The sequence below is a fragment of the Streptomyces achromogenes genome (assembly GCF_030816715.1).
Taxonomy (GTDB): Bacteria; Actinomycetota; Actinomycetes; order Streptomycetales; family Streptomycetaceae; genus Streptomyces; species Streptomyces achromogenes_A.
The window spans coordinates 3124949-3151038 of the sequence record NZ_JAUSYH010000001.1 but is presented as its reverse complement, the minus strand read 5'-3'; the positions used below and the strand labels follow the sequence as shown (position 1 = coordinate 3151038).

General features: G+C 69.8%; 20 protein-coding genes and 2 tRNA genes. 19 read left to right on the top strand and 3 right to left on the bottom strand.

Annotation, left to right across the window (positions count from 1 at the left end):
* The first annotated feature begins 50 nt into the window (after nt 1–50).
* Both QF032_RS14165 and QF032_RS14160 read left to right on the top strand, forming a co-directional pair.
* Nucleotides 51–1235: a PP2C family protein-serine/threonine phosphatase gene (locus QF032_RS14165; RefSeq protein ID WP_306952290.1), complete on the top strand. Its 1185-nt coding sequence runs from the start codon at nt 51–53 to the stop codon at nt 1233–1235.
* A gap of 49 nt (nt 1236–1284) precedes the next feature.
* The gene (locus tag QF032_RS14160; protein WP_307042937.1) at nt 1285–1761 is read left to right on the top strand and encodes an HD domain-containing protein; all 477 of its coding nucleotides are present in this window, start codon (nt 1285–1287) and stop codon (nt 1759–1761) included.
* Between the two features lie 147 nt (nt 1762–1908).
* Here the strand turns inward: QF032_RS14160 and QF032_RS14155 are convergent, their stop codons facing one another.
* Nucleotides 1909–3141, bottom strand: coding sequence for an acyltransferase family protein (locus QF032_RS14155; RefSeq protein WP_307056137.1), 1233 nt, complete (start codon nt 3139–3141; stop codon nt 1909–1911).
* 412 nt (nt 3142–3553) lie between these two features.
* Here QF032_RS14155 and QF032_RS14150 point away from each other — a divergent pair, with 412 nt between their 5' ends.
* Nucleotides 3554–3748, top strand: a complete 195-nt coding sequence (locus tag QF032_RS14150) for a hypothetical protein (protein WP_030779494.1) — start codon at nt 3554–3556, stop codon at nt 3746–3748.
* 99 nt (nt 3749–3847) lie between these two features.
* Here the strand turns inward: QF032_RS14150 and QF032_RS14145 are convergent.
* Nucleotides 3848–3918, bottom strand: a tRNA-Gly gene (locus QF032_RS14145).
* Nucleotides 3919–4085: 167 nt separating this feature from the next.
* On the opposite strand from QF032_RS14145, the gene QF032_RS14140 reads away from it, so the two are divergent.
* The 5 genes from QF032_RS14140 to clpX all read left to right on the top strand — a co-directional run bounded on the left by QF032_RS14140 (nt 4086) and on the right by clpX (nt 9064).
* Nucleotides 4086–4162, top strand: a tRNA-Pro gene (locus tag QF032_RS14140).
* Between the two features lie 198 nt (nt 4163–4360).
* Entirely contained in the window at nt 4361–5749 is a 1389-nt protein-coding gene (gene tig / locus QF032_RS14135) for a trigger factor (protein ID WP_307056136.1), read from the top strand.
* A gap of 317 nt (nt 5750–6066) precedes the next feature.
* Nucleotides 6067–6678 (top strand): ATP-dependent Clp protease proteolytic subunit, encoded by a 612-nt coding sequence (locus QF032_RS14130; RefSeq protein ID WP_307050085.1) that lies wholly within the window; start codon nt 6067–6069, stop codon nt 6676–6678.
* A 233-nt stretch (nt 6679–6911) separates the two neighbouring features.
* Nucleotides 6912–7592 carry an ATP-dependent Clp protease proteolytic subunit gene (locus QF032_RS14125; RefSeq protein ID WP_057574660.1) on the top strand — a complete coding sequence of 227 codons (681 nt, stop codon included), beginning with the start codon at nt 6912–6914 and terminating at the stop codon, nt 7590–7592.
* A gap of 182 nt (nt 7593–7774) precedes the next feature.
* Nucleotides 7775–9064, top strand: coding sequence for an ATP-dependent Clp protease ATP-binding subunit ClpX (clpX, locus tag QF032_RS14120; RefSeq protein ID WP_057574661.1), 1290 nt, complete (start codon nt 7775–7777; stop codon nt 9062–9064).
* 104 nt (nt 9065–9168) lie between these two features.
* Here the strand turns inward: clpX and QF032_RS14115 are convergent, their stop codons facing one another.
* Nucleotides 9169–10182: a hypothetical protein gene (locus QF032_RS14115; RefSeq protein WP_307056135.1), complete on the bottom strand. Its 1014-nt coding sequence runs from the start codon at nt 10180–10182 to the stop codon at nt 9169–9171.
* 136 nt (nt 10183–10318) lie between these two features.
* Between QF032_RS14115 and QF032_RS14110 the strand changes: the two genes are divergently transcribed.
* The 11 genes from QF032_RS14110 (at nt 10319) to QF032_RS14060 (ending at nt 26064) form a co-directional block, all read left to right on the top strand.
* The gene (locus tag QF032_RS14110; protein WP_307056134.1) at nt 10319–12970 is read left to right on the top strand and encodes a valine--tRNA ligase; all 2652 of its coding nucleotides are present in this window, start codon (nt 10319–10321) and stop codon (nt 12968–12970) included.
* Between the two features lie 127 nt (nt 12971–13097).
* Nucleotides 13098–14630, top strand: coding sequence for a bifunctional tetrahydrofolate synthase/dihydrofolate synthase (gene folC, locus QF032_RS14105; protein ID WP_307056133.1), 1533 nt, complete (start codon nt 13098–13100; stop codon nt 14628–14630).
* Nucleotides 14631–14637: 7 nt separating this feature from the next.
* The gene (locus tag QF032_RS14100) at nt 14638–15003 is read left to right on the top strand and encodes a DUF4233 domain-containing protein (RefSeq protein ID WP_307056132.1); all 366 of its coding nucleotides are present in this window, start codon (nt 14638–14640) and stop codon (nt 15001–15003) included.
* Between the two features lie 106 nt (nt 15004–15109).
* Nucleotides 15110–15523 carry a nucleoside-diphosphate kinase gene (ndk, locus tag QF032_RS14095; protein ID WP_107443950.1) on the top strand — a complete coding sequence of 138 codons (414 nt, stop codon included), beginning with the start codon at nt 15110–15112 and terminating at the stop codon, nt 15521–15523.
* Nucleotides 15524–15754: 231 nt separating this feature from the next.
* Nucleotides 15755–16774, top strand: coding sequence for a rod shape-determining protein (locus QF032_RS14090; protein ID WP_054244925.1), 1020 nt, complete (start codon nt 15755–15757; stop codon nt 16772–16774).
* Nucleotides 16775–16978: 204 nt separating this feature from the next.
* Nucleotides 16979–17917 (top strand): rod shape-determining protein MreC, encoded by a 939-nt coding sequence (gene mreC, locus QF032_RS14085; protein WP_307056131.1) that lies wholly within the window; start codon nt 16979–16981, stop codon nt 17915–17917.
* Between the two features lie 15 nt (nt 17918–17932).
* A complete protein-coding gene (gene mreD, locus QF032_RS14080) occupies nt 17933–18604 on the top strand; it encodes a rod shape-determining protein MreD (RefSeq protein WP_307042924.1) in 672 nt (223 codons plus the stop codon).
* A 142-nt stretch (nt 18605–18746) separates the two neighbouring features.
* Nucleotides 18747–20996 (top strand): penicillin-binding protein 2, encoded by a 2250-nt coding sequence (mrdA, locus tag QF032_RS14075; protein ID WP_307056130.1) that lies wholly within the window; start codon nt 18747–18749, stop codon nt 20994–20996.
* Nucleotides 20993–22192, top strand: a complete 1200-nt coding sequence (gene rodA, locus QF032_RS14070) for a rod shape-determining protein RodA (RefSeq protein ID WP_306952300.1) — start codon at nt 20993–20995, stop codon at nt 22190–22192. Before mrdA ends, rodA begins: the two co-directional genes overlap by 4 nt.
* Before the next feature lie 92 nt (nt 22193–22284).
* Entirely contained in the window at nt 22285–23979 is a 1695-nt protein-coding gene (locus tag QF032_RS14065; protein ID WP_307056129.1) for a CYTH and CHAD domain-containing protein, read from the top strand.
* A 135-nt stretch (nt 23980–24114) separates the two neighbouring features.
* Complete coding sequence (locus tag QF032_RS14060) at nt 24115–26064, top strand: TIGR03960 family B12-binding radical SAM protein (RefSeq protein ID WP_307042919.1); 1950 nt, start codon at nt 24115–24117, stop codon at nt 26062–26064.
* Nucleotides 26065–26090 lie beyond the last annotated feature (26 nt).

The window sequence follows — 26090 nt, the reverse complement described above, 5'->3', positions numbered from 1 at the left end:
TGGGACCTCCCGTGCCAAGCGGCGGGTTGGATGGATAGGGTCCCGAACTAATGGCAGCAGGACGACAGCGGCGCGCGGAAGCCGAGACGTCGACGGCCCGGTTGAAGCACTTGATGCACCGGGTCCGCACCGGCGTGCGCCGAAGCGCCGTCGACTACTTCCGCGGTGACGGCTCGGACTGGATCGCGCTCGCCTTCCTGCTGCTCACCGTCCCGCTGATCGCCGCCACGACGCTCGCCAACTCGGTGTGGTGCTCCCCGGCCGCCCTCGTCCTGCCGATCGTCACCGGCGGCCTGGTGCTGCGCCCGTCGAGTCTGCTCGGGCTGTACGCGGCGGCCGCGACGGCCCTCATCGTGGAGTCGGTGCGGTTGGGCCCGTACACGGAGGGCCCCTCCCGGGTCACGCCCGGCGTGGTGCTCGTGGTCGCCGCATGCGGTTTCTTCGGGCTGCTCATCGCCCAGTTCCGCAGCCGGGTCGGCGTCCCCTGGCGGCGCGGCGGCACGATGCTCTTCGACCTGCGCGAACGCATCCGCGTGCAGAGCAAGCTGCCGAGTCTGCCGCCGGGCTGGCACCACGAGATGGCGCTGCGGCCCGCGGGCGGCCAGTCGTTCTCCGGGGACTTCGTCGTCGCGGCCCGCACCAACGGCGGCCGCACGCTGGAGGTCGTCCTCACCGACGTCTCCGGCAAGGGCATGGACGCCGGTTCGCGCGCGCTGCTGCTGTCGGGCGCCTTCGGCGGCCTGCTCGGCTCGCTGCCCCCGCACGCCTTCCTCCCGGCCGCCAACGGCTATCTGCTGCGCCAGGACTGGGACGAGGGCTTCGCGACCTCCATCCACCTCGTCCTCGACCTCGACTCCGGCGACTACGAGCTCTACTCGGCCGGTCACCCGCCGGGCCTCCAGCTCAGCGCGGGCAGCGGCCGCTGGGAGGAGAAGGCCGCCGAGGGTCCCCTCCTCGGCGTGTACGACGGCGCCCAGTTCGACCCGGTGAAGGGCTCGCTGCGCCCCGGTGACGTCCTGATGCTCTTCACCGACGGCCTGGTGGAGACCTCCGACCGGGACATCGTCGAGGGCATCGACCGCCTCACCGGCGCGGCCGACCGCTATGTCGCCGGCGGTTTCCAGGGCGCCGCCTGGCACCTGATCGAGGCCGTCGCGAAGGACGTCAACGACGACCGTGCTCTGCTGCTGATCTGCCACGAGGGCCCGACGACCCAGTCGGCGGCGCTGTCCTGAACCGTGAGCTCACCCGAACCGTGAGCTCCCCCGACGAGAGGGGACCGTTTTGCTGACCCTGTCCGAGGTCGAGGCCCTCGCCCGCGCCGCCCACGAGGGGCAGACCGACAAGGCGGGCCGTCCCTACGCGGAACACCTCCGGGCGGTCGCGGAGGGGGTACGCGCGCGGGGCGGCGACGACGAGCAGATCGCGGCCGCCTGGCTGCACGACGCCGTCGAGGACGACGCCCTCACCGAGGCCTGGCTGGCGGCGGCCGCGCTGAGCGACCGAACGAAGGCCGTCGTCCTCGCCGTGACCAAGCGGGCGGGGGAGACGCCCGAGGCGTACGCGGCCCGTGTCCTGGCCACGCCGGGCGCCCTGCTGGTGAAGGAGGCGGACCTGGCCCACAACGCGGACCCCGCTCGGCTGGCGGTCCTGGACGCGCCCACCCGCGCACGGCTGACGGAGAAGTACGCGCGCATGCGCGCACTCCTCGGCCTCGCCGCACCGGCCGAACGACCTCCCCGGAACATCACCCGGGGATGAGCCGCCGGGTCCGAGCCGTCGGGCCGCAGTCCCCTGGGGCCGCAGTCCCCTGGGGTCACAGCCCCCTGGGGCCGGAGTCTCCTCGGGCAGGAATCCCTCGGTGGAGTCCCACGGGCCACGGGCAGGAGCCCCCGGCGGTACGGGTGTTCAGGCCCCGACCCCGCCCGCGACCTTCTCGTCCGTCCCGCGCCTCCCGCTCTCCTCGGGCCGGGCGCCCTTCTCGCGCTCGCGGGCGAGCTGGGCGGCGTCCCGCTTGAAGACCCACTCCATCTTCGGCTCCATCACGAACCGGAAGACGCGTCGTACCGGCGGGGTGCACAACAGGGTGACGGCCACGGCCACGGCGACGCTGACGGCGATCTCCCCGAGCGGCCGGTGCAGCGCGGGGTGCTCGAACCAGCCGCGGTAGTCGGCGGTCTTGATGAGGAAGCCGTGCAGCAGATAGCCGTACAGCGTGCCCGCGCCGAGGACCGTGAACCACATCGTGCGGCCCGGCACCCAGGAGAAGAAGCAGGCCGTCAGCACCAGTGAGCAGCCGAACAGGGCGAGCTGCATGACGGGCCCCGCCCACCAGGGGGCGCCCAGCTCCTGCGCGGAGTCGCGGTGGTAGAGCCAGGAGACGTTCATCCGCGGCACCGCCCAGTAGGCGAAGGCGAGCGCCAGCGCGAACACCGGCACGGCCGCGATCCGCACCGTGCGCCGGCGCACCAGCCGGAAGTGCTCGGGCCGCAGGCACAGGCCCAGCACGAAGAAGGGCAGGAACTGCAGGACCCGCTGGAGGTCCAGGTCGTCGCCGATGGCGGGGGTGACGGTCGCCAGCATGGCGAGGCCCAGCGCCACCGGCAGCGGATGCCGGACGAGCTTCCAGACCGGCGTGGTGAGCCGCCAGACGAACAGCGCGCACAGGAACCAGGTGAGGTACCAGGGGTCGAGAAGGCTGATCTCCTGGGCGGGGTTGTGGTCGACGTAGCGCCGGAAGACGGGATAGGCGGTCTCGAAGACGACGTACGGCACGGCGACGCCCGTGATCAGGCGCTTGAGCCGGGCCGGGCTGCCGTCGAAACTCCGGGAGAAGAAGCCGGAGATGACGATGAACGCCGGCATGTGGAACGAGTACACGAACATGTACGCCGCCTGCAGCACCCGGCTGTCGCCCTTGAGCGGCTCCCAGGAGTGCCCCACGGCCACCAGCACGATCGCCAGGTACTTGGCGTTGTCGAAGAACGCGTCCCGCTGCGCGGCGGGCCGTGGGGCCGCACGCTCGGCGGATCTGTCCCGGGACCGGTTGCGCCGATCGTCGTGACCGTGCTGGTCGTCCTGGTCGTTCTGGTTCGGGGAAGAGCGCGTGCTCGGAACGAGAGACGAGGCGGCGTGGAACATTTGAGGCACCCTAGCGTCGTGCGCGGCTATTCGTAAAACGCCCCTGGTCATTCCTCTCTATTGCTCTTCGGTGGGGCGGCGGGCGGGACGGGAGGGGCCACGGAACCGTCCGTGATGTCACACTTCATCCCGACTAAAAGGTGCATAACGCCGGTTGTGAGCCGGTAGTTGACGCAAGGTGTCGCACCCGGGGCCGTAATTCGAAATAACTGCGCAGGCATTGTGTGGACACGGAAACGGAGTTCCCCAATTCCCGCTGCCGACACGCGAACCGGCGTGTGATCCGAATAACCCGCGGCGCGTCGGCGGCCGACCGGGCCGCGCGATGATGCGTCACGGTCCGCATAGGTGGGCCGGGTTGGTGGCACGATGGTCTCGGGAGTGCGGACCGACCGAGGGTGTGTGATCAGTTGTGGCCATCTCACTGTCAGTGGTGCTGCTGTTGGCGATCATCCTGGTGGTGCTGATCCGGGGCGGGTCGATCAAGGCGGGCCCGGCGATCGTCGCCATCCTGTTCGGCTTCTTCCTCGCCTCGACCGGCATGGCCCCGTCGATCAACCGCTTCCTCGACTCCCTCGCCGACACGATCAACTCGATCAGCTTCTGAGTCCGGCGACCGGGGTGCGAAGGGCGGGGAAGAGCCTCCAGGAACGCCGAAGGCCCGGGGAGAGGAAACCGTCCTCTCACCCGGGCCTTCGTCGTACAGAGCGGGCGACGGGAATCGAACCCGCGTAGCTAGTTTGGAAGACTAGTGCTCTACCATTGAGCTACGCCCGCACACGACGCGCCGCAGGTCAGCCGACCGCGGCACTGCAGGCATCGTAGCGGGTCGGCGCCCCCTGTCGCACACCGCCTTTCCGCGCCCCCCTCGCGGGCCACCCCGGCGCTCGGCAAATGCGGCGGTCAGGCGGCCTGCGGGCATGTACCCTACGTGTCGCACCAGACGGGGTGTGGCGCAGCTTGGTAGCGCGTCCGCTTTGGGAGCGGAAGGCCGTGGGTTCAAATCCCGCCACCCCGACCAGTACCGCGGTTCTCACCCGCGTCACCGGCCTCTCCGCGGCCACGTCGCTTGATCGCCTTTGGGGCGTGTCCCTGCTGCCGTTACTATGCAAGCTGCACGCCCGTGTGTCTCTTCCTGAAGTCCTCCGGGCGGCGAATTTGCGGGAGCCGGTCTGGCTCCGGCGGAAACCAAGATGTCAGCCCCCAAGGAGACCGAACCGTGAAGAGCGCCGTGGAGACCCTGAACCCGACTCGGGTTCGGCTCAGCATCGAGGTGCCCTTCGAGGAGCTCAAGGACAGCCTCGACGCGGCGTACAAGAAGATCAACCAGCAGGTCACGGTGAAGGGCTTCCGCAAGGGCAAGATTCCCGCCCGGGTCATCGACCAGCGCTTCGGCCGTGGCGCCGTGCTGGAGGAGGCCGTCAACGACGCGCTTCCGAAGTTCTACACCGAGGCGGTCAACGAGGCGGAGATCGACGTCCTCGGCCAGCCCGAGGTCGACATCACGGAGCTGAAGGACGGCGAGACGCTGAACTTCACCGCCGAGGTCGACGTCCGTCCCGCCCTCGAGCTCCCCGAGGACTTCTCCTCCATCGAGGTCGAGGTCGACGCCGTCGAGGTGACGGACGAGGACATCGACAAGTCGGTCGAGCAGCTCCGCGAGCGCTTCGCCTCGACCTCCCCGGTCGAGCGTGCCGCCGAGGACGGCGACGTCGTGACCGTCGACCTGGAGGCCAAGGTCGACGGCGAGGTCCTCGAGGACGGCGTCGCCAGCGGCGTCTCCTACACCATCGGCTCGGGCGAGCTGCTGGAAGGCATCGACGAGGCCGTCAAGGGCCTGGAGGCCGGTGGCGAGACCACCTTCACCTCCGAGCTGAAGGGCGGCTCGGCGGCCGGCAAGGAGGCCGAGGTCACCGTCAAGGTCACCCAGGTCGCCGCCCGCGAGCTCCCCGAGCTGGACGACGAGTTCGCGCAGCTCGCCTCCGAGTTCGACACCCTCGACGAGCTCAAGGCGGACAGCCGCAAGCGCCTCGAGAACATGAAGCAGTACGACCAGGCCACGCAGGCCCAGGAGCGCGTCCTCGAGAAGCTGCTGGAGCTCGTCGAGGTGCCCGTCCCCGAGAAGCTGCTCGAGGACGAGGTCAACACCCGCAAGCACAACCTGGAGCACCACCAGCTCGGCCAGATGGGCCTCGACCTCGACAAGTACCTGGAGATCCAGGGCAAGACCGCCGAGGAGTTCGAGACCGAGACCCGCGAGGCCGCGGTCAAGGGCATCAAGACCCAGTTCGTGCTCGACGAGCTCGTCAAGCGCGAGAAGCTGAACGTCAACCAGGAGGAGCTCACCGAGCACCTCATGCGCCGTGCCGCCTCCTCCGGCATGTCCCCCGACCAGTTCGCCCAGGCGGTCGTCGAGGGCGGCCAGGTTCCGCTCCTGGTCGGCGAGGTCGCCCGCGGCAAGGCGCTGGCCACGGTCGTCGAGTCCGCCACGGTGAAGGACACCAACGGCGAGGTCATCGACCTGGACGACGACGAGGCCGAGGACGCCCCGGGGACGGCGGAGGCCGCCGAGGCCGCTGCCGAGACCGAGGAGAAGCCCGAGGCCTGAGCCTCGCGCAGTTCCTGAAGCAGGTGCGACGGGCCCCGGGACTTCTGTCCCGGGGCCCGTCGTCCTCCCCGGGGACGCGGAAGCGCGTGAGCGGCCGACGCCCGCCCGTGGCCGGAACACGACCGGTCCCTCCCGTCGCCCGAGCCCCCGGGCTACGCCCCCGGCGAACACCCAGCTCTCCGGGATTCCCCGAAGGGACCCGCGCGTTAGGGTCCATGAGTACGAGGGCAGGGGAGTCCCCGTTGCCCCCGGCAGTACACGTGAGACGGCCCGGCGCCGTCGTAAGACGAGCAGGTGGATACGACGTGACGAATCTGATGCCTTCCGCCGCCGGCGAGCCTTCCATCGGCGGTGGCCTCGGCGACCAGGTCTACAACCGGCTGCTCAACGAGCGGATCATCTTCCTCGGCCAGCCGGTCGACGACGACATCGCGAACAAGATCACCGCGCAGCTGCTGCTCCTTGCCGCAGCCGACCCCGACAAGGACATCAACCTCTACATCAACAGCCCGGGCGGCTCGATCACGGCCGGCATGGCGATCTACGACACGATGCAGTTCATCAAGAACGACGTGATGACCATCGCCATGGGCCTCGCCGCCTCCATGGGCCAGTTCCTGCTCAGTGCGGGCACCCCCGGCAAGCGCTTCGCGCTGCCGAACGCGGAGATCCTGATCCACCAGCCCTCCGCAGGCCTCGCCGGTTCGGCGTCGGACATCAAGATCCACGCCGAGCGTCTGCTGCACACCAAGAAGCGCATGGCCGAGCTCACCGCGCAGCACACCGGCCAGACGGTCGAGCAGGTCACCCGGGACTCGGACCGCGACCGCTGGTTCGACCCCGAGGAGGCCAAGGCGTACGGCCTCATCGACGACGTCATCGCCACGGCCGCAGGCATCCCGGGCGGCGGCGGTACCGGGGCGGCCTGAGGGTCGCCGCTGACGGCGGCAGGGCCGCTCAGGGCGCTCCCCGGAGCCCCTTGAGCCCCTGACCCCTCCGAGGCTCCAGGAGCCCGCTGAGGCCTCCCGGAGGCCCGGGAGGCCCTCCCGGGCCCCCGGGTCACCCGGAGCCTCCCAGCGGGGGCCAGGGGCCCCTCGGAAGCCGTCAGTGCCCCTCTCCACCCCTTCACTCCACCGCCCCAGCCCCCTCTCCAGGAGACACCGTGAACGACTTCCCCGGCAGCGGCATCTACGCCCGCACCGAGGCCGAGTACACCGGCCCCCGCGCCGAGTCCCGTTACGTCATCCCGCGCTTCGTCGAGCGCACCTCCCAGGGCATCCGCGAGTACGACCCCTACGCGAAGCTCTTCGAGGAGCGCGTGATCTTCCTCGGCGTGCAGATCGACGACGCCTCCGCCAACGACGTCATGGCGCAGCTGCTGTGCCTGGAGTCGATGGACCCGGACCGGGACATCTCCGTCTACATCAACAGCCCCGGCGGCTCCTTCACGGCGCTGACCGCGATCTACGACACCATGCAGTTCGTGAAGCCCGACATCCAGACGGTCTGCATGGGCCAGGCCGCCTCCGCCGCCGCGATCCTGCTGGCCGCCGGCACGCCGGGCAAGCGCATGGCGCTGCCGAACGCGCGCGTGCTGATCCACCAGCCGTACAGCGAGACCGGCCGCGGCCAGGTCTCCGACCTGGAGATCGCGGCCAACGAGATCCTCCGGATGCGCGGTCAGCTGGAGGACATGCTGGCCAAGCACTCGACCACGCCGATCGAGAAGATCCGCGAGGACATCGAGCGCGACAAGATCCTCACGGCCGAGGACGCGCTGTCGTACGGCCTGATCGACCAGATCATCTCCACCCGGAAGATGAACAACGACAACCTGCGTTGACGCCCACGGTCCTCCGGTGCGGACCCCCCTCGGTACGGTGTGACACGGTCCACGTCGCAGTGAACCGTGCCAAGGGGGGCCCGAACGGGGGGCCAGGCAAGGTACCGTCGGAATAAGGCAGCACCAGGAGCCGCTGGATTCGTAAGCGTCCAGTCGTCTCCCAGGCGAAGGGGAAGCACACCGTGGCACGCATCGGTGACGGCGGCGATCTGCTCAAGTGCTCGTTCTGCGGCAAGAGCCAGAAGCAGGTCAAGAAGCTCATCGCAGGGCCCGGTGTGTACATCTGCGACGAGTGCATCGACCTCTGCAACGAGATCATCGAGGAGGAGCTCGCCGAGACGAGCGAGGTCCGCTGGGAGGAACTCCCCAAGCCTCGCGAGATCTACGAGTTCCTCGAGGGCTACGTGGTGGGCCAGGAGCCCGCGAAGAAGGCCCTGTCGGTCGCGGTGTACAACCACTACAAGCGCGTCCAGGCCGGCGAGAACGGCGGCGGCCAAGGCCGTGAGGACGCCATCGAGTTGGCGAAGTCCAACATCCTCCTGCTCGGCCCCACCGGCTCGGGCAAGACGCTCCTCGCACAGACCCTCGCCCGCATGTTGAACGTCCCGTTCGCCATCGCCGACGCGACGGCGCTGACCGAGGCGGGATACGTCGGCGAGGACGTCGAGAACATCCTGCTCAAGCTGATCCAGGCGGCCGACTACGACGTCAAGAAGGCCGAGACCGGGATCATCTACATCGACGAGATCGACAAGGTCGCCCGCAAGAGTGAGAACCCCTCCATCACGCGCGACGTGTCGGGCGAGGGCGTGCAGCAGGCCCTGCTGAAGATCCTGGAGGGCACCACCGCCTCGGTGCCGCCGCAGGGCGGCCGCAAGCACCCGCACCAGGAGTTCATCCAGATCGACACCACGAACGTGCTGTTCATCGTGGGCGGCGCGTTCTCCGGCCTGGAGAAGATCATCGAGACGCGGGCCGGCGCCAAGGGCATCGGCTTCGGGGCGACGATCCGCTCCAAGCGCGAGCTGGAGTCCAAGGACCAGTTCGAGGCCGTCATGCCCGAGGACCTGGTCAAGTTCGGCATGATCCCGGAGTTCATCGGCCGGCTGCCCGTGATCACCTCGGTCCACAACCTGGACCGTGAGGCGCTCCTGCAGATCCTGATCGAGCCGCGCAACGCCCTGGTGAAGCAGTACCAGCGGCTCTTCGAACTCGACGGCGTGGAGCTGGACTTCGAGCGCGAGGCGCTGGAGGCCATCGCCGACCAGGCCATCCTGCGCCAGACCGGCGCCCGCGGCCTGCGCGCCATCATGGAGGAAGTCCTCCAGGCGGTCATGTACGAGGTCCCCTCCCGCAAGGACGTGGCCCGCGTCGTCATCACGGCGGACGTCGTCCTCTCCAACGTCAACCCGACCCTGATCCCGCGCGACGCCCGCGGCGGCCGCGGCCCGGGCGAGCAGAAGACCGCCTGATCCGCACCCGTACGACGGACCCGTACGACGCACCCGTACGACGGAGGGGCCCCCGGTCGACCGACCGGGGGCCCCTCCGTCGTCGGAGCGGTGCGCCAGGGGCGTCAGGCCTTGACGCGGACCAGGTCTCGCAGCTTCGTGGTGATGTCGATCGCCACGTCCTTGCTGATGCTCTTGGTGTTGTCGCCCGGGGACACCATGGCGATCGTGCTGTAGTCGGCCCAGATGCAGAACCAGTCGGTGGAGTCCTTCTTGGTCAGCGAGTTGACGCTCTTCAGCGACTGGCACTTCATGACCGCGCCGTCGATGTCGGCCTTCTCGGGCTGACCGATCAGCTCGGTCTTGCCCTGGGGGCTGCTCGACGAACCGGAGGAGTTGCTGCTCTGCAGTTCCTTCTGGATGGCAGCGAAGTAGGTGTCCAGCGACGACTCGGGGTCCGCGATCTTGCCGTAGCCGCCGAGCATCGAGAACCCTCTGGCCGTCAGGAGTTCGGTTTGGCTGGGCAGGTCGGCGGGGTCGGGGTTCTGCGGGTCGTAGTCGCCGAAGTCGGCCGTCGACCACTGCCCGATGACGGCCTTGCCGTCCTTGACGCCGCTGGCCGTCAGGTACTTGGTGGTGTCCCCGTCGGTGGTCTCGCCGCCCTTGCCGACCCGCTTGTAGTCGGTGAGCGCCGTCGCCGGGGTGTCCAGCTTGTGCGGGCCGTCGTCCTTGAGGCCGTCGGCGCCGCCGCCTCCGCCGATCACGAAGTAGGCGCCCACGCCGATCGCCGCCACGACCGCGACCGCGCCGATGACGATGCCCGCCTTCTTGCCGCCGCCGCTCGGCGGCGGGGGCTGCGGGACGCCGTAGGGAGGCTGACCGTAGGGCGGCTGCTGGCCGTAGGGCGGGGTCGGCGGCTGGCCGTACGCCGGCTGCTGGCCGTAGGGCGGGGTCTGCGGGGGGACGCCCTGCGGGGGCTGGGCCGGATAGCCGTAGCCGGGCTGCGGAGCGGGGGGCTGCTGGGGGTAGCCGTAACCGGGCTGGGGCGCCTGCGGCGGCTGGCCGTACGGACCGGGCTGTCCGTACGGTCCGGGCTGCTGGGGCTGCCCGCCGTACGGGCCCGGCTGGTTGTGACTCATTCCTGGGTTCCCCTCCAGATACTTATGTGATTTTCACATCCTGGCTCAAAGCCATCACCTGCACGTCGGTGGGGGCCCCGCCGTTACACGGCAAACACGTTTCGGGACGGCGCGGTGACACCCCTAAACTGGGCCCGTGACCGAGAACGCTCAGCAGCAGCCATCAGCGCCCCACACCGAACTGCCGACCCAGTACGCGCCGGCCGATGTAGAGGGGCCGCTGTACGAGCGCTGGGTGGAGCGGGGCTATTTCGAGGCGGACGCCAAGAGCGAGAAGCCTCCGTACACCATCGTCATCCCCCCGCCGAACGTCACGGGCAGCCTGCACCTCGGGCACGCCTTCGAGCACACGCTCATCGACGCCCTCACCCGCCGCAAGCGCATGCAGGGCTTCGAGACGCTCTGGCAGCCCGGTATGGACCACGCCGGCATCGCCACCCAGAACGTCGTCGAGCGTGAACTGGGCAAGGAGGGCAAGTCCCGTCACGACCTCGGCCGGGAGGCGTTCGTCGAGCGCGTCTGGCAGTGGAAGGGCGAGTCCGGCGGCCAGATCAGCGGCCAGATGCGCCGCCTGGGAGACGGCGTCGCGTGGTCGCGTGAGCGGTTCACCATGGACGAAGGCCTGTCCCAGGCCGTCCAGACCATCTTCAAGCGGCTCTACGACGACGAGCTCATCTACCGCGCCGAGCGCATCATCAACTGGTGCCCGCGCTGTCTGACGGCGATCTCGGACATCGAGGTCGAGTACCAGGACGACGACGGCGAGCTCGTCTCCATGAAGTACGGCGAGGGGGACGACACGATCGTCGTCGCCACCACGCGCGCGGAGACGATGCTCGGCGACACCGCCGTCGCCGTTCACCCCGACGACGAGCGCTACAAGCACCTGATCGGCAAGCTGATCCGGCTGCCGCTGACGGACCGTTCCATCCCGGTCGTCGCCGACACCCACGTCGACCCCGAGTTCGGCACCGGCGCGGTCAAGGTGACCCCGGCGCACGACCCGAACGACTTCGAGATCGGCCAGCGCCACGACCTGCCGTCGCTGACCGTCATGGACGAGCACGCGATCATCACCGCCCACGGCCCCTTCCAGGGCCTGGACAGGCTCGAGGCCCGCTCCGCCATCGTCGCCGCGCTGCGCGCCGAGGGCCGGATCGTCGCCGAGAAGCGCCCGTACGTCCACTCCGTCGGCCACTGCTCGCGCTGCAAGACCACCATCGAGCCGCGCCTGTCCATGCAGTGGTGGGTCAAGGTCGGCCCGCTGGCCAAGGCCGCCGGAGACGCCGTCCGCGACGGCCGCGTCAAGATCCACCCGCAGGAGATGGAGAAGCGCTACTTCGACTGGGTCGACAACCTCCACGACTGGTGCATCTCACGGCAGTTGTGGTGGGGCCACCGCATCCCGGTCTGGTACGGCCCGAACGGCGAGGTCGTCTGCGTCGGCCCCGACGACGAGACGCCGACCGGCGAGGGATGGCGTCAGGACACCGACGTCCTCGACACCTGGTTCTCCTCGGGCCTGTGGCCGTTCTCGACGCTCGGCTGGCCCGAACAGACCGAGTCGCTCGCGAAGTTCTACCCGAACTCCGTCCTGGTCACCGGCTACGACATCCTCTTCTTCTGGGTCGCCCGGATGATGATGTTCGGCCTGTACGCGATGGACGGCACCCCGCCGTTCCACACCATCGCCCTGCACGGCATGGTCCGCGACCAGTTCGGCAAGAAGATGTCGAAGTCCTTCGGCAACGCCGTCAACCCGCTGGACTGGATGGACGAGTACGGCTCCGACGCGCTCCGGTTCACCCTCGCGCGCGGCGCCAACCCCGGCGTCGACGTCCCGATCGGCGAGGCCTGGGTCCAGGGCTCGCGCAACTTCGCCAACAAGATCTGGAACGCCACGCGCTTCGCGCTGATGAACGGCGCCACGGTCGACGGGCCGCTGCCGGACGCCTCGCAGATGTCGGCGGCCGACCGCTGGATCCTCTCCCGGCTCAACTCCGTCGTCGCCGAAGTCGACGCGCTCTACGAGGACTACCAGTTCGCGAAGCTCTCCGACGCGCTGTTCCACTTCGCCTGGGACGAGGTCTTCGACTGGTACGTCGAGCTGTCCAAGACGACGTTCATGGCCGGCGGTGAGCCCGCCAAGGTCTCCGGCCGCGTCCTCGGCGAGGTCCTCGACGTCACGCTGAAGCTGCTGCACCCGATCGTCCCGTTCGTCACGGAGACCCTCTGGACGACGCTGACCGGCGGCGAGTCCGTCGTCATCGCCGAGTGGCCGACCGCGGTGTTCGTTCCTGGGGCTGACGCCCCGGGGGGCTTCCGGGACGCCGCCGCGGAGCGTGAGATCGAGAGCCTCCAGTCGGTCATCACCGAGGTCCGACGCTTCCGTGCCGACCAGGGCCTCCAGCCGGGCCAGCGGGTCCCCGCCCGCCTGACGCTCGACGGCACGGCGCTGGCGTCCCACGAGGCCGCCATCCGGCAGCTGCTGCGCCTGCAGCCCGAGGGCGAGAGCTTCTCCGCCACGGCGACCCTGCCGGTCGCGGGCGCCACGGTCGCGCTGGACCTCTCCGGCACGATCGACGTGGCCGCGGAGCGCAAGCGCCTCGCCAAGGACCTGGCCGCCGCCGAGAAGGAGAAGGCCCAGGCCCATGCCAAGCTCGGCAACGAGGCGTTCCTGGCGAAGGCCCCGGACAATGTGGTCGACAAGATCCGCACCCGCCTCGCCAAGGCGGACGAGGACATCGCCCGCATCCAGGCCCAGCTGGAGCGCCTGCCCCAGGCGTAGGACACCGCGACGGACGAAGGCCCCCGGGACCGGCACCGCCGGCACGATTCCGGGGGCCTTCGCCCACCTCCGCCCGTCTCCGCCACCTCCGCCCACCTCTGTCACCGCCCGTCCGTAGACTGGGCCCGTGAGCGAGCTCCCCCCGAACGGCAACCCAGACGACCTGCCCGCCCCCTTCGACCCCCTCGATCCCTTCGACGAGATCATCGCCGAGGAGACCGACCGCGACCCGGATCTCGCGGTCATCGAAGCCGGCAGCCGCACCCTGCGCACCCAGGGCGGCGCCCCGCAGTCCGACACGCCCGCGCGCCCCGCGGACCCGGAGGTCGACAAGGCCCTGCGCGAGGTCGAGGCCGAGCTGGCCACCCGCTGGGGCGAGACCAAGCTGGAGCCCTCCGTCGACCGCATCGCCGCGCTGATGGAGGTGCTGGGGGAGCCGCAGCGCTCGTACCCCTCCATCCACATCACGGGCACGAACGGCAAGACGTCGACGGCCCGCATGATCGAGGCGCTGCTCGGCGCCTTCGAACTGCGCACCGGCCGCTACACGAGCCCCCACGTCCAGTCGATCACCGAGCGGATCAGCCTCGACGGCGCACCCGTCTCCGCCGAGCGGTTCATCGAGACGTACGACGACATCAAGGCGTACGTCGAGATGGTCGACGGCATGCAGGAGTACCGGCTGTCGTTCTTCGAGGTGCTGACCGGCATGGCCTACGCGGCCTTCGCCGACGCGCCCGTCGACGTCGCCGTGGTGGAGGTCGGCATGGGCGGCTCGTGGGACGCCACGAACGTGATCGACGCCGACGTGGCCGTCGTCACGCCCATCGACCTCGACCACACCGACCGGCTCGGCGAGACGCCCGGGGCGATCGCCGCCGAGAAGGGCGGGATCATCAAGCAGGACGCCACGGTCATCCTCGCCCAGCAGCCCGTCGACGCGGCGCAGGTGCTGCTGCGCAAGGCCGTCGAGGTCGACGCCACGGTCGCCCGGGAAGGGCTGGAGTTCGGGGTCGTCGCCCGCCAGGTCGCCGTCGGCGGACAGCTCGTCACCCTGCGCGGCCTGGGCGGCGAGTACCCCGAGGTGTACCTGCCGCTGCACGGCCCCTATCAGGCGCACAACGCGGCCGTCGCGCTCGCCGCCGTCGAGGCGTTCTTCGGCGTCGGCTCCCAGCGGCCCGAACCGCTCGACATCGACACCGTCCGCAAGGCGTTCGCGGCGGTGTCCTCGCCGGGCCGCCTCGAGGTCGTCCGGCGCTCCCCGACCGTCGTCCTGGACGCCGCGCACAACCCGGCCGGCGCCCGCGCCACCGCCGAGGCCGTCGGCGAGGCCTTCGACTTCTCCCGTCTGATCGGCGTGGTCGGGGCCAGCGCCGACAAGAACGTCCGGGGACTCCTGGAGGCCTTCGAGCCGATCTTCGCCGAGGTCGTGATCACCCAGAACACCAGCCATCGCGCGATGGACGCCGACGAGCTCGCCGCGATCGCCGTCGAGGTGTTCGGCGACGACCGCGTCCAGGTCGAGCCTCGGCTGCCGGACGCCCTCGAGGCGGCCATCACGCTCGCCGAGGAGGAGGGCGAGTTCGCCGGCGGGGGCGTGCTCGTCACCGGTTCCGTCATTACCGTCGGCGAGGCCCGACTGCTCCTCGGGAAGGGCTGAGGACACCATGCGCACGCTCTGTTCCTCGACCCTGATCGGCGAGTTCTTCGTCATCGGCTTCGCCGGCCTGGTCGCCATGAAGGACGCCGACCTCTCCACGTCCACGGTGTGGACGGTCTGCGGCGTCGCCATGCTCCTCAGCGTGCTGCTGTGCGGCGTGGTCACCCGGCCCGGGGGCGTCGCCCTCGGCTGGGCGCTGCAGATCGCCCTCGTCGCGTCCGGGTTCTTCGTCCCGATCATGTTCTTCCTGGGCGTGCTCTTCGGGGCCCTGTGGTGGGCGTCGGTGCACTACGGCAGAAAGGTCGACGAGGCGAAGGCCCGCTTCGCCGCGCAGGCCGCCGGCCCCTCCCCGGACCCTGCTGACGCTGTGTGACAAACGCCGGGACACGCCCTGTAACCTCATCCCACCGCACACGCCGGCGCCGTCGTCCGGCGTCGGCCCATCGGCACAGCACGCCGGTAGTAGAAGGAGTCACCTCGTGAGCCAGCGCACCCTCGTCCTGCTCAAGCCCGACGCCGTCCGTCGTGGCCTGACCGGCGAGATCATCAGCCGTATCGAGCGCAAGGCCGGCTGGCGGATCACGGCGCTGGAGCTGCGCACCCTGGACCAGGACACGCTGGAACAGCACTACGGCGAGCACAAGGGCAAGCCCTTCTACGAGCCGCTGGTGCAGTTCATGGCCTCCGGCCCGGTGGTCGCGCTGATCGTCGAGGGCGAGCGGGTCATCGAGGGCGTGCGCGCGCTGGCCGGCCCGACCGACCCGATCGCCGCCGCGCCCGGCTCCATCCGCGGCGACTACGGGGTGATCGTCCGCGAGAACCTGATCCACGCCTCCGACTCCGAGGAGTCCGCCGAGCGCGAGGTGAAGATCTTCTTCCCCGGTCGCGCCTGACCCGAAGGGCCTTCGCGGCGACCGAGCGGGCGATCGAGGGAACGTGAGCCCCCGAACGCCCGTCTCCGGAAGCGAACCCACACAGCATCTGCAAACAATGGCGGAGACCGCTCCGCAGTGTTCGTGCAGGCGCGTTTACGATGGAAGCCTTCACGTCACAGCACCCACCTCGCCGACCTGAAAAGCCCTCAAAGCTCAAGGAAGGCCAGTCGAATCCTGATGGGGAACTCAATGTCGTTCATCGGCCGTGACATGGCTGTCGACCTCGGGACCGCCAACACGCTGGTGTACGTCAGGGGTCGCGGGATCGTACTCAACGAGCCGTCCGTCGTCGCGATCAACACCAACACCGGTGGCATCCTCGCGGTCGGCGCCGAAGCGAAGAAGATGATCGGGCGCACCCCCGGCAACATCGTTGCCGTGCGCCCGCTGAAGGACGGCGTGATCGCCGACTTCGAGATCACCGAGCGGATGCTCCGTTACTTCATCCTGAAGATCCACAAGCGGCGGTATCTTGCTCGGCCGCGGGTCGTCGTCTGCGTGCCCTCGGGCATCACGGGCGTCGAGCGCCGTGCCGTCATCGAGGCGTCGACCCAGGCCGGCGCCCGTCAGGTGCACATCATCGAGGAGCCCATGGCCGCGGCCATCGGCTCCGGCCTGCCGGTCCACGAGGCCACGGGCAACATGGTGGTGGACATCGGCGGCGGCACCACGGAGGTCGCGGTCATCTCGCTCGGCGGCATCGTCACCGCCCAGTCCATCCGCGTCGCGGGTGACGAGCTGGACAGCTCGATCATCCAGCACATCAAGAAGGAGTACTCGCTCCTCCTCGGTGAGCGGACCGCTGAGCAGATCAAGATCACGATCGGTTCCGCCTACGACCTCGACGACGACCAGCACACCGAAATCCGCGGCCGGGACCTCGTCTCCGGGCTGCCCAAGACCGTCGTCATCTCGGCCGCCGAGGTGCGCAAGGCGATCGAGGAACCGGTCAACGCGATCGTGGACGCCGTGAAGACCACGCTCGACAAGTGTCCGCCGGAGCTGTCCGGCGACATCATGGACCGCGGAATCGTTCTGACCGGCGGCGGAGCCCTGCTGCGCGGGCTGGACGAGCGGCTGCGCCGGGAGACCGGCATGCCCATCCACATCGCGGAGGACCCGCTGGACAGCGTGGCGCTCGGCTCCGGCAAGTGCGTCGAGGAGTTCGAGGCGCTCCAGCAGGTTCTGGACGCCGCGCCGCGCAGATGACGTAACGCTTCGATTCCGCCGTACGGGATGATCTCCTCTCGTGCGGCGGATCGTTGATCCAGAGGCATAAGCTCCGACCAAAGCGCCCTTGGCCACCCTGGCCCGGGGCTACCCGAATTACCGATTCCGCTTCCCGGAACCCGACACCTGCTTCCTGATTCCTGTTCTTGGTTTTTCTCTCGAGGAAGGGCACGGCCGCCGCACGTGAGGGACACACGAGAGAGCCGGCTGCTCCTGGTGCTGCTGATCGCCGTCGCGTTCGCGCTGATCACGGTGGACATCCGCGGCGGGGAGGACTCCCCGGTCGACGGCGCCCGGCAGGCCGCGGCCGCGGCCTTCGGCCCGATCGAGAACGGCGTGGCGTCGGCGGTGGACCCCGTCGGCAACGCCGTCTCCGCCGTCCGCGACTCCGGCGAACGCCATGACCGGCTCACCGGTCTGGAGCAGGAGAACGCCGCTCTCAAGGCGAAGCTCGGCAGCGACGACCGCAACCGCAGCCGGCTGGCGCAGCTCGACAAGATGCTGAAGATCGCCGGCGCCGGCCAGTACGGCATCAAGGGCGCGGAGGTCATCGCGATAGGAGCGGCCCAGGGCTTCTCCTGGACCATCACCATCGACATCGGCGCACGCGACGGCGTCAAGCGCGACATGACGGTCCTCAACGGGGACGGGCTGGTCGGCCGGGTCACCACCGTCGGCCCGAACACCGCGACCGTCCTGCTGGCCAGCGACCCCGACTTCACCGTTGGCACCCGGATGGAGGCGTCCGACGAGCTCGGCTTCGCCTCCGGTCAGGGCGACCGGCCGCTGCGCGTCGAACTCCTCAACGGCAAGGCCGACGTGAAGAGGGGCGACCGGCTGGTCACCTTCGGCTCGCAGGCCGACAAGCCCTTCGTGCCCGGCGTCCCCGTCGGCGTCGTCTCCCGCGTCGACCCCTCCGGCGGCGACCTCACCCGCACCCTCTACGTCACGCCGTACGTCAGCTTCACCAAGCTCGACATCGTGGGCGTCGTCGTCGAGGCCCCCAAGAAGGATCCGCGCGACACCGTGCTCCCCTCGAAGCCCAAACCGGTCCCCACGCCGACGGTGACCGTCACGGTCACGCCGAGCGCGAACGCACCCGAAGACGGCCAGCAGCAGTAGGAGCTGACAACCCCCATGCGCGTCAACCGGATCCTGCTCTCCGTTCCGCTGGTCGTGGTCGCCCTGGTGATCCAGGTGAGCGTCCTCGCCCGGCTCCACCTCCCGGGAGCCGTCCCCGACCTCCTCCTGCTCACCGTCCTGGGCCTCGCCATGGTGTACGGCCATGTCGGCGGCGCCCTCATCGGCTTCGGCGCCGGACTGCTCGCCGACCTGGCGCCTCCCGCCGACCACGCCGCCGGCCGCTACGCCCTCGTGCTGTGCGTGATCGGCTACCTCGCCGGGCTCGTCAAGCCCGAGACCGGGCAGATCAAGTCGGCCACCGGCCCGATGGTCGTGGTGGTCGGCGCCGCCATCGGCTCCACCCTGCTGTACGCCGGGGTCGGCGCCCTCGTCGGGGACACCGCCGCCCGCCATGTCGGCCTCACCGGGCTGCTGTTCACGGCCGCCCTGTACGACCTGCTGCTCGCGCCGTTCGTCGTCCCCGCGGTCATGTTCCTGGCGCGGCGCGCCGACAACGACCCCCTCGCGGAGACCAACTCCGCAGCCAACAGCCCCGACATCTCCTCCGGCTGGCTCTCCTCCGGGACGGGGCTGCGGATCGGCGGGCAGCGCGGCGGACTCAAGCTGAAGGCGGCCAGGTCGCGGGCGACCCGGGCGGGCCGCATCAAGGGGGTCAAGCGGCTGTGAGCGCCGGCGGCGGCGCGCGGGGCGCGTCCGTGGAGGAATCACCCGAACGGGGCAAGGCCAGACGGAACGAGGCCTCACAGGCTGATCGTTCATCATTCGTCAGCGCACACACGTTCGCGCACCGAGAGGGGGAGCAGCCGCAGTGACCAACATCCCCGAGACCGGTCGGAGCCCACGGGTCCAGATCCGGCTCGTCGTCATCCAGATCCTGGTCCTCTCCCTGCTCGGCACCCTCGGCGGCCGCCTGTGGTACCTCCAGATCCGGGAGGGCGCGGCGTACGCCAAGGAGGCCTCCGGCAACCACGTCCAGCAGGTCGTCGAGCCCGCCGTGCGCGGCTCGATCCTGGACGCGCGCGGGGTGCCCCTCGCCGACAACGAGACACGGCTCGTGGTCTCCGCCTCCCGGACCGACCTGCTGAAGCAGAAGGACGACGGCAAGGCGGTCCTGGCCAAGCTGGCGGGCGTCCTCGGCATGAAGCCCGAGGACGTCGCGCAGAAGGTCCGGCTGTGCGACGCGAAGACCCCCCAGCCCTGCTGGAACGGCTCGCCGTACCAGCCGATCCCCATCACCGACGAGGCGACCGCCAAGCAGGCCCTCCAGATCCGCGAGCGCGCGGAGGACTTCCCCGGCATCACCGCCGAGCCCGAGGCCGTGCGTCGTTACGCGGCCCCCGGCAACGCCAACACCGCCCAGGTCCTCGGCTACCTCTCGCCGGTCACCGACGACGAGATCACCAAGGCCCAGGACAGCGACTCGCCCTACCTGCGCTCCGACCAGGTCGGCCGCTCCGGCCTGGAGCGCCAGTACGACAAGCAGCTGCGCGGCAAGGCCGGCGTCACCCGCTACGAGGTCGACAACCTCGGCCGCGTCATCGGCGAGGCCGAGGCGGACGAGGCGCAGCCCGGCGCCAACCTCGTCACCAGCATCGACGCCCGCGTCCAGCGGGTCGCCGAGTACGAGCTGAGCAACGCCATGAAGGTGGCCCGCCAGTCCTTCGACAAGATCACCGGCGAGAACTACAAGGCCGACTCCGGGGCGGTCGTGGTGATGGAGGCCAAGACCGGCCGCGTCGTCGCCATGGCGTCCGCCCCCGCCTACGACCCCAACGTCTGGGTCGGCGGGATCTCCGCCAAGGACTACAAGAAGCTCACCGGCAAGAACTCCGACTACCCGCTGCTCAACCGGGCCATACAGGGTCAGTCGGCGCCCGGTTCGACGTTCAAGGTGGTCTCCACGGCCGCCGCGGTCGAGGCGGGCTACGAGTGGGACGGCGGCTACCCGTGCACCAGCTCGTACTCGGTGGGCGGCCAGGTCTTCAAGAACTTCGAGGGGGAGAGCTTCGGCCCCATCTCGCTCGGCCGGGCCCTCGAGGTCTCCTGCGACACCGTCTTCTACGGCCTCGCGGACCGGGAGTGGAAGAAGGACGGCGGCATCAACCCGGAGAAGGGTGAGCCCAAGGACTACTTCTACAAGGCGGCCCACCAGTTCGGCCTCGGCAAGGAGACCGGCGTCGACCTGCCCAACGAGGTCACCGGCCGCGTCCCGGACCGTCAGTGGAAGGAGTCCTACTGGAAGGCCAACAAGGACTCCTGGTGCAAGTACGGCAAGAAGGGCGGCAGTTACGTCGAGATGATCGCGTACGAGAACTGCCTCGAGGGCAACAAGATGCGCGAGGGCGACTCGATCAACTACTCTATCGGCCAGGGCGACACCCTCGTCACCCCGATCCAGGAGGCCGTGATCTACGGGGCGCTCGCCAACGGCGGCACGATGTACACCCCGACCATCGGCAAGGCCATCGTCAGCGCCGACGGCAAGACCGTCCAGGAGATCAAGCCCAAGCCCAAGGGCAGGCTGCCGGTCGACAAGGCCACGATCAAGGGCATGGACGCCGCCCTGGAGGGCGTGGTCACCCGCGGTACCGCCGCCTGGAAGTTCGGCGGCTGGCCGCAGAAGGAGATCCCGCTGCACGCCAAGACCGGTACCGCGGAGGTCTACGGCAAGCAGACGACGTCCTGGCTCGCCACGTACAGCAAGGACTACACGGTCGTCATGACGATCGCTCAGGCCGGTACCGGTTCGGGCGCCTCCGGTGAGGCCGTGCGGCACATCTACAACGCGATGTACGGCGTCTCCGACGACGGCAAGATCGACAAGAAGAACGCCCTGCTGCCCACCCCGCAGGCCGGTCTGCCGAAGGTTCAGGCGGACGGCACGATCAAGTCCCCGAAGGTCTCGAAGGACCCCGCCAAGGAGCAGCGCGCCAGCCAGCAGACCGCTCCGAAGCCGGACGAGACGCAGACCGCGGCCACCGTCCAGCAGAACACCGATCCCAACCGCGACACCCGCAGGCGACGGCGGAAGAGGGGAAGCCGGAGGATGTGCACATGAGCGGCGCGAACGGTTTCTCCGTCTCCGGATACGGTCCCGAGCGGGCCGGCTGGACCCGGGTCTTCGCCCGTGACTCGCTGGCCCGGCGGCTGGACTGGCCGATTCTGACGTCGGCGATCGCCCTGTCCCTGATCGGCTCGCTCCTGGTCTTCTCGGCGACCCGCAACCGCACCGAGATCAACCAGGGCGACCCGTACTACTTCCTCATCCGGCACCTCATGAACACCGGCATCGGGATCTGCCTGATGATCGGCACGCTCTGGCTCGGCCACCGCTCCCTGCGCAACGCGGTACCGATCCTCTACGGCCTCTCGCTCATGGGGATCCTGGCGGTGCTGACCCCGCTGGGCTCGACGGTCAACGGCGCGCACTCCTGGATCGTGGTCGGCGGCGGCTTCTCGCTCCAGCCCTCCGAGTTCGTGAAGATCACGATCATCCTGGGCATGGCGATGCTGCTCGCGGCCCGGGTCGACGCGGGCGACAAGCTCTACCCCGACCACCGCACGGTGCTCCAGGCCCTCGGGCTCGCAGCCGTCCCCATGCTGATCGTGATGCTGATGCCCGACCTCGGGTCCGTCATGGTCATGGTGATGATCGTGCTGGGTGTGCTGCTGGCCTCCGGAGCATCCAACCGCTGGGTCTTCGGACTGCTCGGCGCGGGCGCGGCCGGCGCCGTCGCCGTATGGCAGCTGCACATCCTGGACGACTACCAGATCGCCCGCTTCGCCGCCTTCGCCAACCCCAGCCTCGACCCCGCGGGCGTCGGCTACAACACCAACCAGGCCCGCATCGCGATCGGCTCCGGCGGTCTCTCCGGCGCCGGTCTGTTCCACGGCTCGCAGACGACGGGCCAGTTCGTCCCGGAACAGCAGACGGACTTCGTCTTCACCGTCGCAGGCGAGGAGCTGGGTTTCCTGGGCGCGGGCCTGATCATCGTCCTGCTCGGTGTGGTGCTCTGGCGCGCCTGCCGCATAGCGCGTGAGACCACCGAGCTGTACGGCACGATCGTCGCCGCGGGCATCGTGGCCTGGTTCGCCTTCCAGTCCTTCGAGAACATCGGGATGACCCTGGGGATCATGCCCGTGACGGGTCTTCCGCTGCCCTTCGTCTCCTACGGGGGCACGTCGATGTTCGCCGTCTGGGTGGCGGTGGGGCTGCTGCAGTCCATCCGGGTGCAGCGCCCGATGTCCGCGTAAGCACGCGCAGACCTCGCGGTTTCCCCGGGACCGGCCGGTATCCGGGCCCGTACGCCCTGCCGTACGGGCCCGACTCCGACTAGATTCAATTCATGGCGGAGACGAAACGCGAGATCGAGCGCAAGTACGAATCCGATGACAGCGGTCTGCCCGACCTCACCGGCGTGGCCGGGGTCGCGTCCGTCCTCGACCAAGGCGTCGCCGAGCTGGACGCGACCTACTACGACACCTCCGACCTGCGACTGGCAGCGGCGTCCATCACCCTGCGCCGCCGCACCGGGGGCTCCGACGCCGGCTGGCACCTGAAACTCCCCGTCGCCGCCGGCATCCGGGACGAGATCCGGGCCCCGCTCTCCGACGCCGTGCCCGACGAGCTCGCCGGGCTGGTCCGCTCCCGCGTCCGCGAGGGACAGCTGGTGCCCGTGGTGCGACTGCGCTCGGCGCGTGACATCCGCCTTCTCCTCGACGCCGAGGGCCGGCTGCTCGCCGAGGCCAGCGTGGACGCCGTCCGGGCGGACCGGCTGTTCGGCGGCGAGGGCAGCGCCCAGTGGACCGAGATCGAGGTGGAGCTCGCCGACGGCGGCGATCCCGCCCTGCTCGACAAGCTGGACAAGGGGTTGCGGAAGGCGGGCGTGCGGCCCTCGAAGTCGGCGTCGAAGCTGGCGCGGGCCCTCGCGGAGACGGCGCCCAGGAAGAAGCGGGCCAAGGCGAAGGCGGCGGCCGAGGGCGGCGGGGCGAAGCCGGTGGCGGAGGGGAAGGACGACGCCAAAGGCAAAGGCAAGGGCGACGCCAAAGGCAAAAGCAAAGGCAAGGGGAAGGGCAAGGGCAAGGGCGAGGCCAAGGGCAAGGGCCGCGCCGAGGGACAGCCGGCGGTCGAGGCGGCAGCGGCGGGGCGTGAGGCCCCGGACCGGGAGCCCGTGACCGCCGGTGATCATGTGCTGGCGTACGTCCGTGCGCAGCGGGACGCGATCCTCGCGCTGGACCCGGCCGTCCGCCAGGAAACCGAGGACGCCGTGCACGACATGCGCGTCGCCACCCGCCGGCTGCGCAGCACCCTCCGCTCCTTCCGCAAGGTCCTCGACCGGGGTGTCACCGACCCGATCGGCGTCGAGCTGAAGTGGCTGGCCGGCGAGCTCGGCGTGGGCCGCGACCAGGAGGTGCTGGCCGAACGCCTCGCGGAGGGTCTCGACGACCTGCCGCACACCCTCGTCTCCGGACCGATGGGCGAACGGCTCCAGACCTGGGCCAAGGCACAGCACCGCGGCTCCCGCCGCCGACTGCTGGGCGTCCTCGACTCGGGGCGCTACCTCACCCTGCTGGACACGCTGGACGCGTTCGTCGCCGACCCGCCGCTGCGGACGGCGGCCGAGGGCAAGCCGGCCAAGGTGCTCGCCAAGGCCGTGCGCAAGGACCTCGGGAAGGTGTCCGACCTCGTCGAGCAGGCCCTGGGGGAGCCGCCCGGCCACGAACGCGACGAGGGCCTGCACGAGGCGCGCAAGAAGGCCAAGCGGACCCGTTACGCGGCGGAGACGGCCACCCCGGCGATCGGCGGTCCGGCCAAGGCGCTGGTCAAGTCCATGAAGTCGCTGCAGAGCCTCCTCGGCGAGCACCAGGACAGCGTCATGGCCCGGCAGGCCCTGCGCGAGCTGTCCGCCGTGGCGCACGCCGCGGGGGAGAGCGCGTTCACGTACGGGCTGCTGTACGGACGGGAGGAACGGCGGGCCGAGCTGGTGGAGAAGGAGCTGCCGACGGCCTGGGACAGGATCCGCGGGGCGGCGGAGGTCTAGCGGCAGCGGCGACCGCGGCGGGCCGCGGCGGTTCTCTCGCGGGTGGGGGAGGCCTTCGGCCGGGTTAGGCTAGATGGTCACCCCCCAGCCTCCGTCCGGGGGGACCCCCAGTCCGCTCACGAAGGTGCCCCCGCGATGTCTGTCGAGTCGGTCTTCCCGCAGCTCGAAGCACTGCTCCCGCATGTGCAGAAGCCGATCCAGTACGTGGGCGGCGAGCTCAACTCCACGGTCAAGCCCTGGGAGTCCTGCGACGTCCGCTGGGCGCTGATGTACCCGGACGCGTACGAGGTCGGCCTGCCCAACCAGGGCGTCATGATCCTCTACGAGGTGCTGAACGAGCAGGAGGGCGTCCTCGCCGAGCGCACCTACAGCGTGTGGCCGGACCTGGAGGCGCTGATGCGGGAGCACGCCGTCCCGCAGTTCACCGTGGACAGCCACCGCCCGGTGGGCGCTTTCGACGTGTTCGGCCTGTCCTTCTCCACGGAGCTGGGCTACACGAACATGCTGACCGCCCTCGACCTGGCCGGTATCCCTCTGGAGTCCAGGGACCGCACGATCGACGACCCGATCGTCCTCGCGGGCGGCCACGCGGCCTTCAATCCCGAGCCGATCGCCGACTTCATCGACGCGGCGGTCATCGGCGACGGCGAGCAGGCCGTCCTCGACATGACGAAGATCATCCGCGAGTGGAAGGCGGAGGGCCGCCCCGGCGGCCGCGAGGAGGTCCTCCTCCGCCTCGCGAAGACGGGCGCGGTGTACATCCCGCGGTTCTACGACGTCGAGTACCTGCCGGACGGCCGGATCGCGCGTGTCGTGCCGAACAGGTCGGGCGTGCCGTGGCGCGTGTCCAAGCACACGGTGATGGACCTCGACGAGTGGCCCTACCCCAAGCAGCCGCTGGTCCCGCTCGCCGAGACGGTCCACGAGCGCATGTCGGTGGAGATCTTCCGCGGCTGCACCCGCGGCTGCCGTTTCTGCCAGGCCGGCATGATCACCCGGCCGGTGCGCGAGCGGTCCATCACGGGCATCGGCGAGATGGTGGAGAAGGGCCTGAAGGCCACCGGCTTCGAGGAGGTCGGCCTGCTCTCGCTGTCGAGCGCCGACCACAGCGAGATCGGCGAGGTCGCCAAGGGACTCGCGGACCGCTACGAGGAGGACAAGATCGGCCTGTCCCTCCCCTCCACCCGCGTGGACGCCTTCAACGTCGACCTGGCGAACGAGCTGACGCGCAACGGCCGCCGCTCCGGCCTGACCTTCGCGCCCGAGGGCGGCTCGGAGCGCATGCGCAAGGTCATCAACAAGATGGTCTCCGAAGAGGACCTGATCAGGACGGTCTCCACCGCGTACGGCAACGGCTGGCGTCAGGTGAAGCTGTACTTCATGTGCGGCCTTCCCACGGAGACGGACGAGGACGTCCTGCAGATCGCCGACATGGCGATGAACGTGATCGCCGAGGGCCGCAAGGTCTCCGGCCAGAACGACATCCGCTGCACGGTCTCCATCGGCGGGTTCGTGCCCAAGCCGCACACCCCCTTCCAGTGGGCCCCCCAGCTCTCCGCCGAGGAGACGGACGCGCGCCTGCAGAAGCTCCGGGACAAGATCCGCGGCGACAAGAAGTACGGCCGCTCCATCGGCTTCCGCTACCACGACGGCAAGCCCGGCATCGTCGAGGGCCTCCTCTCCCGCGGCGACCGCCGCATCGGCGCGGTCATCCGGGCCGTCTACGAGGACGGCGGCCGCTTCGACGGCTGGCGCGAACACTTCTCCTACGACCGCTGGATGAGCTGCGCCGACAAGACGCTGCCCGCCTTCGGCGTGGACGTCGACTGGTACACGACCCGCGAGAAGACGTACGAGGAGGTCCTGCCCTGGGACCACCTGGACTCGGGCCTCGACAAGGACTGGCTCTGGGAGGACTGGCAGGACGCCCTCGACGAGACCGAGGTCGAGGACTGCCGCTGGACCCCCTGCTTCGACTGCGGGGTCTGCCCGGCGATGGACACCCACATCCAGATCGGCCCGACCGGCCAGAAGCTGCTGCCGCTGACCGTGAAGCAGCCGGCGGGCAGTGGGCACACGCACTGAGTCGGGCGACGGCCCCCCTTTTCCCG

What these genes read in the sequence shown, in the direction of transcription:
- QF032_RS14065 (WP_307056129.1), top strand. Translation starts at nt 22,285, where the DNA reads ATGGCGGAGACGAAACGCGAGATCGAGCGCAAGTACGAATCCGATGAC.
- QF032_RS14100 (WP_307056132.1), top strand. Translation starts at nt 14,638, where the DNA reads ATGCGCACGCTCTGTTCCTCGACCCTGATCGGCGAGTTCTTCGTCATC.
- mreD (WP_307042924.1), top strand. Translation starts at nt 17,933, where the DNA reads ATGCGCGTCAACCGGATCCTGCTCTCCGTTCCGCTGGTCGTGGTCGCC.
- QF032_RS14090 (WP_054244925.1), top strand. Translation starts at nt 15,755, where the DNA reads ATGTCGTTCATCGGCCGTGACATGGCTGTCGACCTCGGGACCGCCAAC.
- QF032_RS14115 (WP_307056135.1), bottom strand. Translation starts at nt 10,182, where the DNA reads ATGAGTCACAACCAGCCGGGCCCGTACGGCGGGCAGCCCCAGCAGCCC.
- QF032_RS14060 (WP_307042919.1), top strand. Translation starts at nt 24,115, where the DNA reads ATGTCTGTCGAGTCGGTCTTCCCGCAGCTCGAAGCACTGCTCCCGCAT.
- QF032_RS14155 (WP_307056137.1), bottom strand. Translation starts at nt 3,141, where the DNA reads ATGTTCCACGCCGCCTCGTCTCTCGTTCCGAGCACGCGCTCTTCCCCG.
- QF032_RS14165 (WP_306952290.1), top strand. Translation starts at nt 51, where the DNA reads ATGGCAGCAGGACGACAGCGGCGCGCGGAAGCCGAGACGTCGACGGCC.
- rodA (WP_306952300.1), top strand. Translation starts at nt 20,993, where the DNA reads ATGAGCGGCGCGAACGGTTTCTCCGTCTCCGGATACGGTCCCGAGCGG.
- QF032_RS14130 (WP_307050085.1), top strand. Translation starts at nt 6,067, where the DNA reads ATGCCTTCCGCCGCCGGCGAGCCTTCCATCGGCGGTGGCCTCGGCGAC.